Here is a 14,714-nt window from a genome sequence, read left to right as displayed (position 1 = left end):
AAAGGTAGTCATTTTCGGTGAAAAAACCACCATTTCTACACATTATTTAATACATCTATCCACAATTCGGCTCTGAATGAGCATCACTTGCGGATGGAGGGTGATAAAAACAAATCCACACAACTGGTTTTCTGATACATCATCAGCACAACAGAATTGGGATTTCTTAGTGTAAAATTTGGCATTCTCGCTATTTTTCCTTAATTTTGCAAGCAAACTGAAAAACAAGCAAGTGATGGACGACGAAATAAAAGACGAATTGAAGAAGTCAGAGAATACTGATGTTTCCGACAATTCAGACAACTCTGATCAACCAGAAAACGCCGAGGGCCATTCTGACTATAAGCCTGTGAACCGCTTCGATGCTTCGGTGGTTCACCACTTGAGCGGCATGTATCAGAATTGGTTTCTGGATTACGCTTCCTATGTTATTCTGGAACGTGCCGTGCCACATATTGAGGACGGACTGAAACCCGTGCAGCGCCGCATTCTGCACTCCATGAAGCGTATGGATGACGGACGCTATAACAAGGTGGCTAACATCGTGGGACACACCATGCAGTTTCACCCTCATGGCGATGCCTCTATTGGCGATGCACTGGTGCAACTGGGACAAAAGGACCTGTTGGTAGATACGCAGGGTAACTGGGGAAACATTCTGACTGGCGACCGTGCCGCTGCCCCTCGTTACATCGAAGCCCGCCTGTCTAAGTTCGCCTTAGACACGGTCTTCAACCCTAAGACCACCGAATGGCAATTGTCGTACGACGGTCGCAACAAGGAGCCTATCACCCTACCCGTAAAGTTCCCCCTTCTTCTTTCACAAGGTGCCGAAGGCATTGCCGTGGGTCTGTCGTCCAAGATTCTGCCCCATAACTTCTGCGAGATTTGCGACGCTGCCATCAGCTATCTGCATGGCGAGGAGTTCCATCTCTATCCCGACTTCCAGACAGGAGGCAGCATTGATGTATCAAAATACAACGACGGTCAGCGTGGCGGCGTTGTGAAGGTGCGCGCCAAGATTGAGAAATTAGACCAGAAGACGTTGGTCATCCGCGAACTGCCTTTCTCCAAGACTGTATCCACTCTGATTGAGAGCATCACGAAAGCCATTGAAAAAGGTAAGATCAAGGCCCGCAACGTGACCGACCTGACATCGGCACAGGTCGAGATACAGGTGCATCTGGCTCCCGGCGTTTCGAGCGACAAGACCATTGATGCGCTCTATGCCTTCACCGACTGCGAAATCAACATCTCGCCCAACTGCTGTGTCATCAAGGACGAGAAACCGCAGTTCCTAACCGTGAGCGACGTGCTGATTCATAGCGCTGAACGCACCAAGGACTTGATTCGTCAGGAGCTGGAGATACGCAAGGGCGAACTGTTGGAACAACTGCATTTTTGTTCGCTGGAGAAGATTTTCATCGAGGAGCGCATCTATAAAGACAAGAAGTTTGAAGAGGCGCCCAATGTGGACAAGGTCTGCGAACATATCGACAACCGACTGACGCCTTTCTATCCTCAGATGGTGCGCGAGGTGACCAAGGACGACATTCTGCGACTGTTGGAAATCAAGATGCAACGCATCCTGAAGTTCAACAAAGAGAAGGCCGATGAGCTGATGGCACGCATCAAGGCTGAGATTGACGAGATTGACCGCGACCTGGCTAACCTCACAGAGGTGACCGCAGCGTGGTTCCAGTTCCTGAAGGACAAGTATGGCAAGGATCACGCACGACTGACAGAGATCCGCAACTTCGACACCATCGAGGCCACAAAGGTGGCAGAAGCCAACCAGAAACTCTACATCAACCGTAGTGAGGGCTTTATCGGTACGGGACTGAAGAAAGACGAGTTCGTCTGCAACTGCTCAGACATCGACGACATCATCTTGTTCTACAAAGATGGTAAGTACAAAGTGGTACGCGTTGCCGAGAAACTTTTTGTTGGCAAGAACGTGCTATGGATAGATGTCTTCAAGCGAAACGACAAGCGCACCATCTATAACGTAGTATATCGCGACGGCCGCAATGGTCCATGCTATATTAAGCGCTTCAATATCACGGGTATCACCCGCGACCGCGAATACGATCTGACACAAGGCACCGCTGGCTCGAAGATCATGTACTTCACGGCCAATCCTAATGGTGAAGCGGAGGTTATCAAGGTGACATTAGACGCCTCTGTCCAGGCCAAGAACCCACGCATGAGCATCTTCTTGGAACGCTCGTTTGCCGAAGTGCTGATTAAGGGACGTGCCTCGAAGGGTAATCTGCTGACGAAAAAGCCCGTACACCGCATCACGCTGAAATCACAGGGACACTCAACACTGGGTGGACGCAAGGTGTGGTTCGATCCCGACGTGAACCGTCTCAACTACGACGAGCACGGACGACTGCTGGGCGAGTTCTTCGATGACGATCAGATACTGGTTGTCCTGACGAATGGTGAATTCTACCTGACCAACTTCGACGTGAACAACCACTACGAGGAGAACATCCTGCGCATAGAGAAATTCATGCCCGAGAAGGTATGGACGGCCGTGCTCTTCGATGCCGACAATCAGGGTTATCCCTACGTCAAGCGCTTCTTGATGGAAGCCACCAAACGCAAACAGAACTACTTGGGTGAGAACCCTGCCTCAAAACTGATTCTGCTCAGCGATCAGGTCTATCCACTCATCAAGGTGACCTATGGCGGTGCCGACGAGTTCCGCGGTTCGGAAGAGATCGATGCGGAACAGTTTATCTCGGTCAAAGGTTTCAAAGCTAAAGGCAAACGTCTCAGCACCTATCAGATAGAGAGCATCGTTGAACTTGAGCCTACCAGATTCCCCGAAGAGCCAGAGGCCCCCGAAACACCGGAAGCCACCGACACCCCAGACGACGAAGGAGAAGGCAGTGATCCTGATGAAGGCAAAAGTCAACAGCAGGTGATTGACGAGATGACCGGTCAACTAAGACTTTTCGACGATGAATAATAAATTAAGATGCTTGATAGCCCTATGCTGGTTCCTGTCTGTTGGCCACACGGCCAATGGGCAGGAACCAGTTCACGTTACCCGTTACCTGCAGGTGGGCTATGGTGAGACCAACATTCTGGACACCTATCTCACACAGGAGAAGTTCAAAGGTGATGGCATCAGCATTCTAGTTTCCTCAGAAAGAAAGAAGCCATCGTCAGACTGGAGCACGCTGATGCACAGTCAGCTGAACCTATCTACGGCGAAAGACCGTTCGGGCGACAAGAGCGAGGTGGAGGGAGCTTTCAATTTTGCTTGGGGACGCCTCTATCGATGGCAGAAGCTCAACGGCAGTCTGACACTTCAAGCTGGCGGTGTGGTCAATGCGGGACTGGGCTTCATCTATAACACCTCCAATTCTAATAACCCTGCACAAGCAAGGGCGGGACTACAACTGATGCCAACAGGCATTGCCAGCTACACGTTCCCACTCTGGAAACGCTTCGTACTGCTTCGCTATGAGCTGAATCTGCCGCTCGTAGGTGTAGCATTTAGTCCCAACTACGGTCAATCGTACTACGAGATGTTCTCGCTTGGCAACTATGACCACAACATCGTTCCCACGACCTTTGTGTCTGCCCCCTACTTCCGTCAGCACTTCATGGTGGCCTACCCTATCTACCGCACCACCATGCTATCGCTGAGTTATCTTGGTGACTACCAGCAACTGCAGGCAAACCACCTGAAACAGCATGTGCTGTCGCACCGGATCATGCTGGGCATCATCAAGGATTTTTAACGACAAGAAACTATGAGAAGACTGATATACCTGCTTTGTCTGTTGCCGCTATTTGCTGCTTGCGTCGATGAGGAACAGTTTGACAACTCGCCACAAGGTAATTTCGAGGCCTTGTGGAAGATTATCGACGAGCACTACTGTTTCTTTGATTACAAGCAGCAGGCGTATGGACTTGATTGGGATGCCGTGAAAGTGGAGTATGCAGCACGCATCGACGACACGATGACCAGCAAACAGCTCTTCGAAGTGCTGACAGGTATGCTCAGTGAACTGCGCGACGGTCATGTGAACATCACGACAGCCTTTGACTATGGTCGCTATTGGTCGTGGTACGAAAACTACCCTACCAACTATAATGACTCGATCATTCGTCGCTATATGGGAACAGACTATAAGATAGCAGCAGGACTGGATTACCGTCTTCTGGACCGAAATATAGGATACATACGCTACGAGAGCTTTATGGATGGCATTGGCGATGGCAATCTGGACGAGGTGATGATGGAATGCATGCTGTGTCGCGGACTCATCATTGACATCCGCAACAACGGCGGCGGCAACCTGACCAATGCAGAGAAACTGGCGGCACGCTTCTGTAACGAGAAGACACTGGTCGGCTACTACCAGCATAAGACAGGACCTGGACACCACGACTTCTCAAAGATGGAAGCTCGCTATATCGTACCCTCAAGCAATCTTCGCTGGCAGAAGCCTGTGGTCATCCTGACCAACCGACATGTGTTCAGTGCCGCCAACGAGTTTGTGATGTATATGAAACAGATGCCACAAGCCATCATCGTGGGCGACCATACTGGCGGGGGCGCCGGCATGCCCTTCAGCAGCAGTCTGCCCAATGGCTGGAACATACGTTTCTCTGCTGTACCAATGTATGACGCCAACCAGCAGTCGTGTGAGTTTGGAATTGAGCCAGATCATCTGGTGCAGCTTACTGACGACGATGTGGCAAAGGGAAGAGACACACTCATAGAGTATGCCTGTGACTTATTAATGAAATGAGGCTATAGCTGCTATCAGCGCATCGTTCTCTTCTGGTCTCTGTGCCGAAATGCGGAAATAATGTTCATTCAATCCTGAGAAATTGGAAGCATCACGAATCAACATACGATGTTTCGTGGCAAGGTATTCCTTGAGTTCTGCCGCCGTAGCACTCTCAATACGCGCCAGCATAAAATTGGTCTCAGTCGGTAATGCCTGAATCATGGGCAACTGATTCAATGCACGATACAAACGCTGTGTCTCTGCCAGATAAGCCGACAAATCAGGCACAACACTGACATGGTGAAGCAGTAGCCATTTGCCCGCCTCTACAGCCAAGGCATTGACCGACCATGGGCGTTGCCACCTTTGCAACCGACTAACCAAAGCCTCGGAAGCAACAATATAGCCTACGCGTAGTCCCGGAACAGCATAGGTCTTTGTCAGCGAATGAATCTGGATAACACTCTCTGCTGCCACAGCCTCGGCAGGCGACATCAACCGAGCTGCCGTTAGATCTTCGTATGACTGGTCAATCACCGTCACCTTATATTTATCTAAGGGCAGACGGCGGGCGACAGTACCTGTAGGATTGTTGGGATTACATATCCAACAAGCACCCCCCTCCCCCTTCTCCATGCCGAACATCTTGCAAGCATCTTCATACTCACTAAACGTGGGCTGACTGACCATATAGTGACGAATACCCTCGCCAGCCAACATCTGTGCCACCAAATAGATAGCCTCAACAGCCCCGTTGGTGACCAACACAGAACCAATGGGTACATGAAGCCTTTGAGCAATAACCGTTGCCAACGAATAAGCATCAGGCTCGGGGTACTGAGAGATAACGCCCATGCGCTCCGTCAAGAATGTCTGCAAACTGCCTAAATCGGCATGAGCATAGATATTCGAACTGAAGTTCATTCGAATATCCTTGTAGCGAAATGTATCATCTCCGTGACCTTGTATCATAATGAAAGAGCAAATAAATAGTCAGACAAGCGATTGAAAAATATCAGGATATCAGCATCCACGGGATAAGACCTGTGTAACGTCCACAAACGACGTTCCACCGTTCGGCACTGCGTGCGCGCCACATGAAGGAAAGCTTTTTCGCGATGGTCGCCAGGCACCACAAATCCCAAAGCGCGACTGTCTGTCAGTGCATCAATCTCGCGTTCCATCTGGTCCGTAAGCGCTACTACATGAAGCGCCTTAGGATTCTCGCAGCCCTCGGGTGTGGCTACATGACTCATCACCACCATCAGCTCCTGCTGTATCTGTCGGATGAGAGGTGCATCCAAGGCACTGCGAACGACACCCAAAAGTGCATTCAGATGGTCAATCTGTCCATTCGTTTCGATGCGTATATCGTCCTTTTCCACACGTTCACCGCCCCGCAACGAGGTCTGTCCGCCATCGCCAGTCTTTGTATAAATCTGTTTCATTCTTTGGCAAAGATATACAAAATATACATACGTTCCAAACAAACGGAATGAAAAATATGCTCTTGACATAGGTCACTATTATACTGTTTTTCAATCTATAACAACGTAAATGCTTGGTATTTTGAAAGAAACGTGCTACCTTTGCACTCGATTAAGATTATAAAGTAAAAAAGATGTGAATCCGACAAAGGGTCGGATGAGAATTAAAGTAAAGAAAGGATAACGTATGAAAAGATTGATAAAGAAGATTGTAGCTACCGTAGTTAGCAGTTGGAACGAGGCTAACGTTTTGATTTCAAAAAGCTACACTTACAGTATTTAAGAGAACTAGAGTTGTTTTATATAACGAGAAAGCGTGTTGCTCATACGGGCAGCACGCTTTCTTTATGACTTAAAACTTCAGCAGCAATCCAGCTACCACTCGCCGTCCTGGAGAGAAAAGAGCATATTTCCGGTTCGTACTGTCAATACGCGCATCTATCTTATCAAGGATATTATCAACACCCAGACTTGGCTCTACAAGCAGGTGTTTGCCGATCATAAAGGAATGGGTGGTCTGCAGATTCCACAAGCCATATCCAGGAGCATTTTCATAAGCTGAATAATAGGTCTTAGACTGCAGACGACCGTTCAGGTTGACGTTCAACGTATAGTGTCTCCAAGTGTGATGATAGCTGACTGCCATTGTAGCGGCATTACGTATGCTACGGTCAAGTATCGTCCAATCAGATCCACTCTTTGAGCGCGCATAAGTGCATGCATAGTTGACCGAGAGGTTCAGCCCCTCTAAAACATTGGCAGACACATTCATCTGCAGTCCCTTAACATCACCACGATCGCTGTTTTGATAGATGGAATAACGAGTTAGTGCAGCAGCCTCTGTTGCTGTCATCTCAGGAAACTCTGCCTGAAGCATCGTAAGGGTAGTTGATGTCACATCAATATCCCTTCGAACCACCATATCCCAGATACTATTCCAAAAGCCCGTGAGACTGACAGCCAGATTGCGAGTGCGATATTCCGCATTCAGTGACAGGTAGTTGCTTTTCTCGGGCGACAGTTCTTTATTGCCAAAGGTGATTTGAGGTTTGCCGCGGTTCACTGAATAGTAATGATAATAGATTTCTTCAAGACCTGGCGCACGGAAACCTGCCGAGTAGGTTGCTCGCAAGTTGACATTACCAAACGAGCCCATGAGCGACAACTTAGGTGTGAAATGATTGCCAAAGCTTTTATGATAATCATAGCGCGCGCCAACAGTAGCAGTGAAATGGTCCAAGAAGCGCTGTTCGTGTTGCGCATAATATGCTAAGATATACGATTCCTCATTGATACTTCCAGAGGTAGCAATCAGTTTATCCAGGCGCCAGTCAGATCCCACGATCGTTGTGCCTTGGGGTACCAAGCTGAGGATAGCTTTCAGCTGGTTCTCGATGGTTCGCTGTTTCTTTGACTGCACATAGTCGCCCACCTCGTAAGTATTTGTTGGCACATCATACTCTTTTCCATAACGAAAGCGATCGATCGTAACATCAGCTTGGATAGAGTTTTTAGCATCAAACTTATAGATACCACCCACATTCCAGCGCAATCCCTTGTAGCGCATCTCATAGTCCGTTCCACCAGTAATATCCGCACGAGTATTGGGTCGATCCGTTATCTTATGATTATACTCGAATCCAGCATTCATGGCCAACTGACGGGACGGGGAATAGGTAAACTTCTGACTGACAAGGTTTGACCGATAGCCCGTGAAGAGAGGTGCAATAGTAGGTTCCGTCAGTGTGGTACTACCTTTTTGATATTTCTCTGTGTAAGTCTGGTAGCTATCTGCCCTATCGTGTGTGAACGATGTATAGGAGCCAAAACCATTCTTATAGACATCGAGAGTCACGCTCTCAGTCATTTTCCCCTCGCCACTGACGCGCGAAGAACTCGTAATGCCAACAGGCAGCACATCTGTTTTAGCAGGTTGGTCGGTGATGATATTGATGACGCCACCAATGGCATCAGATCCGTAAAGCGATGATGCTGCCCCATCGAGAATCTCAATGCGTTTCACACGGGCCATATCAATACGCTGCAAGTCAACACTGGCAGAAGCATCACCAAGTTTCTGCCCGTTAATGAGTATGAGAATGTACTTATTTCCCAGTCCGTTGAGCTCGAGGAAGTTGCCCATTGAGTTAGGCGCCATTGACACTTGCGGCATCATGCGAACCAAGGCATCTTCAATCGTAGTGATGCCTTGCTCTTGAATCTCCCGCTTAGAGAGCACATGCACAGGCGTTGATGTTGACTTCAAGCGCTGATGATGCCCAGAACCCGTCACAACCACAGGGTTAAGATCGTAGCTATGAGCGATGCGAAAGGTATCGCGACGAGCCATTTGATGAACTTGCGAAAAAGCAGCACTCCCCAAAAGGAGTGCTGCCATCGTTAAAAAAACACTTTTAGTCATGATGTTATTCCTCTTCGGCAAACATCTCCACAGCCTCCTTAGTGTGCTTCTTCCAGATAGCACGGATATTGGCATAGTCGCCAAGACCTTTCAGAATACAAGTGTTTGCCGCATTGGCATCATTGCCATCGTACTCGCATTTATATCCCTTTTCAGCGAAGAACTCACGCCAGCTGTCGCCCTCGTTCTCAATACCAGACATATCATTGTGAGCATGGTCACCGGCAATACACATCAGAGCGTGGAGTGTGATGGTGGCATCAGCTTTCACTCGGTCCTTCATGCGATCGTAGAGGTCGTCAAGCAGATTTCCCTCCATATCAACCGTAGCCACGTAATAGTTTGGATTGATAGCCTGCAGAGCGGTCTCCAACTGCTCATAGCGCACGTTACCATTGCCATAGTTATAGCCCTCAGGGTTACCATGGCCCAAGAATGCCATCACGTTGCCATCCTTCACATACTGGTTGAAGTTGCTGTTCAGAGCCTGAGCCACTGCGTCAACATCCTCCTGTTCGGCCATCAGTGGACCACCGACAAACACCTTGACGCCCTCTTCAAGATACTGATCGTCGAGATCGCCATAGACATTGTTCTTAAAGTCCTTGATATAGTTATCGCGCAGGCGCAGGAACTCCTCGCCAGGGATGACGTGGAGTGACTGAACGCGCACCTCTTCGTACTGCTGACGACCAATAGCCTCCAGCCAGAAGTTGGGTGCATAGAAGTCCTGACTCTCGTAGTGCTCGCCTTCACGGCTCTTATTAATACAGATAGCCGATGTGAAAGAGAAATAAACGTCGTAGTCTTTGAAGGCCTGATCATTCTCATAGTCACTGACAATTCCCTTGAAAGTCTGGTGGGCATTCTCCCAAGTTGAGCCAAAAGCCACAAGCAGCAGAGCTTTCTTGTTATTGCTCTTGGCCTTCTTTGTCTTCACCTGCGACTCCACGCTTGACAAATACTTCGTAAAATTGTTCTGCTGAGTGTTGTCATCATCATCGCAAGCCACAAAGGATGCGCTCATTGTCATGGCCAAGAAGGCCGTCAGTAAGAACTTAATCTTCTTCATTGTTGTTTGTTTTTAAAGTTGAATAATGTTTATTATAGTTTATCTTCTTGCCGTGGTTATATCGAAGAACAAGTGATGCATAGACCGTAGTGCCCGGCGTGGTGGTGCCAAGATGACGCAGATGCGGTGTGCGATCCACGTAGTTGAACAGGTTGTCAATGCCCGCCTCTACCCTACATGTCATGGTTTTCAGGCGGAAGAGGTCATGATTGGTGGACAGACGCCACAACTGATAACCTTTACCATTGCCATAATTCTCATAGTATCGTGTAGAAGAAGCCCGGCCATAGATTCCCACGCCGAGACGATAGGATGGCGAGAAACGGTGGTTCCATGTCAGAAAGACGTTGCCTTTATGGCGCGCCGTTCCGTCGATGGTCATACGATGCAACTGCCCAGTATCCTCATCATACACACTGCCACGTGCCTGCAAGAGGCTATAACCGCCACCTATTTGAATTTCATTGGTGACATTCCATTTCACATTAAAGTCGATACCCGTGGTATAAGCATCCTCAAGGTTCTTATACTGCCTGACAAAAGCTGGCGCATACTGTATCAAAAGGTCGGCAGGCGCCTGCTGCTTGGGGATGGTTACCAAATTAATCATCTGATCGACCTTATTATAATATCCCGTCAGACTGAAGCTGACCTGGCGGATGTGATACTCTGCACCGAGCGAGAAGTAGTTGCTGGTTTGCGGTTTCAAGTTGGTATTGCCAAGAAAAAGACGCACGCCACCCATATCGCGCACATAGCGATAGTGCAACTCCTTAGGCGTCGGTGACTTGAATCCCTGCGCCCAAGAAGCCCGCAATACCACATCGCCCAGACTCCACATACCGCTGATCTTTGGTGTCAGGTGCAGTCCGAACTGCTGGTTGTGGTCCAGACGGAGACCCGCTGTCACGTTCAGATTCGCCAATGGGTTCCATTCATCCTGAGCATATACAGCCTGTGTCCAGTCTGTCACACGCTCCTTACTAATACGCAAAGGGGCCTTCAGCCAGTCAAAGCGATAATCATAGCCTGTGCTCAGGCGATGATGCTCCGACAAGCGGAAGACTCCTTTCAGGTGGGAGAGAAAGCGACGCTGGTCTGCCTGCAGTGCGCGGTCTCCCTTATAATAGATAAAAGGTATTGCGGGGTTATCACTTTCCACCACCCATCCATTCTCTGACGTATAATCATAGAAATAGGCATGGCGGTTCCAACTGATGTCGGCACTGAGTTGTGTGCCATTCTTTCGCTGCCAAGACCAGCCCGACGAGACGGCTGCATCGTCGTAAGACAGGTCGTAGCCATGCACATCGGCAAAGGAATACTTACCGTTGGGGCGATAGATTCGTTTATGATACATCATCCCTTCAGCATAGACTTCCATGCCACTCATCGGATGGTACGACAGGCGTTCGGCCACCTGCCATAGCTCGTTTCTGTTGACAGTCTTATTGCGTGAATCTGTCACGGTGCGACCACCTATCTGCGTAGGGTCTTCCGTCCCCGTGTTCTGCCAGCCATCACCATGACGGAAGTGAAAGTTTGTAAAACTTCTGAGGTGTCCAAAAGCTATGCCCACGCCATTATGCTGGCGCAGGTCACCATAGCTTCCACCGCGTGTTTCATGGTCTATCTGAATACTACTTTCCTGTTTGCGCGTAATAATGTTGATAACACCTGCAATAGCATCGCTGCCGTAGAGAGCCGATGCTGCGCCTTTCACAATCTCGATGCGCTCGATGCGTGCCGGATCAATGAGCCCCAGGTCGTTCTGTCCGCCATTGTCGCCATGCAGCCGTTTCCCATCCACCAGTATCAGCACATAGCTATTACCAAGACCGTTCAATTGCAGGTGCGATCCCATATCGTCTTCGCTGAAGGCAAAGCTGGCCGACAGACTGCTTAAGACCTCCTCGATGCTACGTCCTGCAAACTGTTGCAGGTCACGACTGGTGATCACCTCTGTCTGAACAGGCGCTGTACGCAACAGATGACGAGTACCTGTACCCGTCACCACCACCTCCTGTAGGCTGTCGCCCTGTATCAATTTCTGGGCTTGCACGGATGGCATGAAACCAAACACCAGTGCCGCCACTATTGCAATGAGTTTCATCAATTCCTTTTTAAAGTATAAAAGAGAACGTGCTATCTCACGACAGGACGTTCTCCTGATCTATTACTTATATAATAATACACACATGCACAGTTATTAATTGCACACTTTCTACGTCTTGTTATTTGCTTGTGCCATACGCTCTTACATCGAAAGCATATCGGCAAATTCCTACAAGAGGCTGGTCTTCTGACTTTCCTCCACTCTCAAGCGCCTTCTCGTTCAAATGGACAATGGCGTTCAGCTTAAGAGCCATAATGGAGTTCACAGCTGCGGGACAGTTGGAGATTTTCACCCCTATTCCCAATTAAGCGCGGTTAAGCGCACCTCTGTGGGCAGTGTTGTCAACAACAATGCGGCTGCAAAGATACACATTTTTTTAATAACCGACAATTTTAGTCAAAAAAATGTTGTACCTTTGCCACCGATTTGGTGATTCCTCGGTGTTTCACTGGGGAAGAGAGGGAATCAGGTGCAAGACCTGAACAGTGCCCGCTACTGTAATCTCCATTATGGAAAAGTCGTCAGAAAGCCACTGAACCATCATTCGGGAAGGCAGGCTTTTTTGAGGGAGAGAGTCAGGAAACCTGCCAAAAGAGGGGGGGACCAAGCTGGTCCTGCCAACAAAACAGATACGACGTGGATGCCTCGGGACAAGGCCCAATAGTGTAAAATGAGAACAAAAAACCACATTATCCTTGCGATGATGCTTATCATGCTGTGGATTGGCAGTATGCCGACAGCCTCAGCACAGAAGTTACGGAAGAGCCACATGCGCGATTCGGTGACTTTAACCGACGTGACCATCACCGGAAAGAGCAAGACACAGCGTCTGCGCGAAGGTGCGCTGACGGTGAATGCCGTTGACATTCGCTCCTTTGCAGGGAGCATCAATAACCTGAACAGCATTATCGACCGCACGTCGGGTGTGAAGATTCGAGAGGAAGGCGGACTTGGATCTGACTTCGACCTGAGCATCAACGGCATGTCGGGGAATGCCGTGCGCTACTTCATCGACGGCATTCCACTCGACGTAAAAGGCTCGGGAGTCACCTTGGCCAACCTGCCCATCAGCATGATAGACCACATAGAGATTTATAAAGGAGTGGTTCCCGTCTGGCTAAGCAGCGACGCACTGGGTGGAGCCATCAACATTGTGACCAACCAGCGTAAGGCCAACTACCTTGACATGTCTTATGGTGTGGGCTCTTTCCACACGCATAAGGCCGATCTCAACGCGCAATACATTTTGCCCAACCGACTGATTGTCCGACCTACCATTGGCTTCAACAATTCCAAGAATGACTATATGATGAAGGGAGTGGAACTGTGGGATGAAGACAGCCGAAAATATTTGCCTTCAAACCGCAAGCGCTTCCACGACCGCTATCTGTCGGCATTGGGACAAGTAGAAGTGGGCGTCACAGACCAATCGTGGACCGACGAGTTCTTTGTAAACGCCAGCTATCAGCTAACCAACAAGGAACTGCAGACCGGACAGGTTCAGACACGTGTCATTGGAATGGCCGAACGCGATACAAAAGCTTGGAGTATCGGAGCCCACTACCAAAAACGACGGTTTCTAACGGAAAACCTTAGTGCCATTTTCTCGTTTTCGCACACCTGGGATCACACGATTGCTACAGACACTGCCCATCGCCAATATGACTGGAACGGTGATTATATCTCCAGCGGACACAACGAGATCAATGGCAGAAATTTTCAGTTACGCCATATCAAACGGCCGACAACGGTTGTTCGGGCTGAACTGAACTATCGCCTTTCCGATTATCACTTGCTTAACTTCACCTATGCCATGAACCGCATTGGCAACAACCGATGGGATGAAGTTGATCAGGAATTCACACCTGCCAACGATGTTTTGGCGAAGCATATCATTGGTTTGGCATACAACCAGTCACTGTGGCAAGGCAGGATGTATAACACTTTCTTTCTGAAAGACTATGTTAACTACCTGTCGGTGGAACAGACAGACCTGGCTTTCCTCACCAACTCTCGCAGCGTAAAAGGCAGCAACACCAAGAATAGCTTGGGCGGTGGCATTGGCACACGAGTGGAAATCATGAAGGCACTGGCTCTCAAAGCCAGTTATGAGCATAGCACGCGTCTGCCTTTGGCACGCGAACTGTTGGGCAATGGCACCACCATCTATGCAAACCTGACGCTGAAACCTGAAAGCAGCGACAACCTGAACCTTGGTCTTTTCGGCACTCTGCGTGGCGGACAACACACATTATTTTATGAAGTGAACGGTTTCCTCCGCTATGTTGACAACTACATACAGCCTCAAATAGCTGAGAAGGAAGGAATGATGCAATACAGCAACGAACCCGCCATCCACATCAAAGGTCTGGAGGGCGAGGTGCGCTACGACTGGAATGGCAGGCTCCAGCTGACAGGAAACATCAGCTGGCAGGATGCACGCAACCGCCTGCGCTATCTTGACAACGGGCAGCAGAATGCAACTTTCAACAACCGCGTACCCAACCGTCCTTGGCTCTTCTCCTCAGCTGAGCTTCGCTACTCACTGAGAGATTTGTTGCAAAAAGGTGATCATCTATCTCTATGCGCAGACCATCAGTGGGTACACTGGTTCTTTCTCTCATGGGAAGCCTATGGCAGCAAGAGCACCAAAGCCCGTATTCCCACGAAGAACATCGTGGGCGCCAATATCACCTATGCCTGGAACCACGGCCGATACGGCATCTCGCTAGATTGCGACAACATCTTTGATGCGACCATCTATGACAATTATAAGTTGCAAAAGCCTGGTCGCACACTGTTTGCCAAATTCAGACTATTATTACAATAAACATTATCAACTCAATTAACTTCCCAA

9 protein-coding genes and 2 riboswitches are annotated in these 14,714 nt (G+C 49.1%); of the genes, 4 read left to right on the top strand and 5 right to left on the bottom strand.

Annotation, left to right across the window (positions count from 1 at the left end; genetic code table 11):
* Positions 1-235 precede the first annotated feature (235 nt).
* Genes L6472_RS03775 through L6472_RS03765 form a run of 3 tightly spaced genes read left to right on the top strand, consistent with a single transcriptional unit; the run spans position 236 to position 4,778 of the window.
* Complete coding sequence (locus tag L6472_RS03775; RefSeq protein ID WP_237807268.1) at positions 236-2,980, top strand: DNA gyrase/topoisomerase IV subunit A; 2,745 nt, start codon at positions 236-238, stop codon at positions 2,978-2,980.
* Entirely contained in the window at positions 2,973-3,761 is a 789-nt protein-coding gene (locus tag L6472_RS03770) for a DUF3316 domain-containing protein (RefSeq protein ID WP_237807267.1), read from the top strand. The genes L6472_RS03775 and L6472_RS03770 overlap by 8 nt, the downstream gene beginning before the upstream one ends.
* Before the next feature lie 12 nt (positions 3,762-3,773).
* Complete coding sequence (locus tag L6472_RS03765; RefSeq protein ID WP_237807266.1) at positions 3,774-4,778, top strand: S41 family peptidase; 1,005 nt, start codon at positions 3,774-3,776, stop codon at positions 4,776-4,778.
* On the opposite strand, the gene L6472_RS03760 is transcribed toward L6472_RS03765, so the two are convergent.
* From L6472_RS03760 to L6472_RS03740, 5 genes are all read right to left on the bottom strand, one after another.
* A complete protein-coding gene (locus L6472_RS03760) occupies positions 4,767-5,732 on the bottom strand; it encodes an aminotransferase class I/II-fold pyridoxal phosphate-dependent enzyme (protein ID WP_237807265.1) in 966 nt (321 codons plus the stop codon). The genes L6472_RS03765 and L6472_RS03760 overlap by 12 nt on opposite strands.
* Entirely contained in the window at positions 5,729-6,208 is a 480-nt protein-coding gene (locus L6472_RS03755) for a cob(I)yrinic acid a,c-diamide adenosyltransferase (RefSeq protein WP_237807264.1), read from the bottom strand. Before L6472_RS03755 ends, L6472_RS03760 begins: the two co-directional genes overlap by 4 nt.
* 391 nt (positions 6,209-6,599) lie before the next feature.
* Positions 6,600-8,645, bottom strand: a complete 2,046-nt coding sequence (locus L6472_RS03750; protein WP_237807263.1) for a TonB-dependent siderophore receptor — start codon at positions 8,643-8,645, stop codon at positions 6,600-6,602.
* 28 nt (positions 8,646-8,673) lie between these two features.
* Complete coding sequence (locus tag L6472_RS03745) at positions 8,674-9,741, bottom strand: sirohydrochlorin cobaltochelatase (RefSeq protein ID WP_237807262.1); 1,068 nt, start codon at positions 9,739-9,741, stop codon at positions 8,674-8,676.
* Positions 9,728-11,854, bottom strand: coding sequence for a TonB-dependent siderophore receptor (locus L6472_RS03740; RefSeq protein ID WP_237807261.1), 2,127 nt, complete (start codon positions 11,852-11,854; stop codon positions 9,728-9,730). Before L6472_RS03740 ends, L6472_RS03745 begins: the two co-directional genes overlap by 14 nt.
* A 161-nt stretch (positions 11,855-12,015) precedes the next feature.
* A riboswitch (cobalamin riboswitch) is annotated at positions 12,016-12,200 on the bottom strand.
* Positions 12,201-12,267: 67 nt separating this feature from the next.
* Positions 12,268-12,464, top strand: a riboswitch (cobalamin riboswitch).
* Positions 12,465-12,527: 63 nt separating this feature from the next.
* Here L6472_RS03740 and L6472_RS03735 point away from each other — a divergent pair.
* Positions 12,528-14,687: a TonB-dependent receptor plug domain-containing protein gene (locus L6472_RS03735; protein ID WP_237807259.1), complete on the top strand. Its 2,160-nt coding sequence runs from the start codon at positions 12,528-12,530 to the stop codon at positions 14,685-14,687.
* Positions 14,688-14,714: the final 27 nt, after the last annotated feature.

Source organism: Prevotella sp. E13-17 (genome assembly GCF_022024035.1).
Taxonomy (GTDB): Bacteria; Bacteroidota; Bacteroidia; order Bacteroidales; family Bacteroidaceae; genus Prevotella.
Note: the sequence above shows the minus strand (reverse complement) of the source record. Positions and strands in the feature narration are given on the sequence as shown.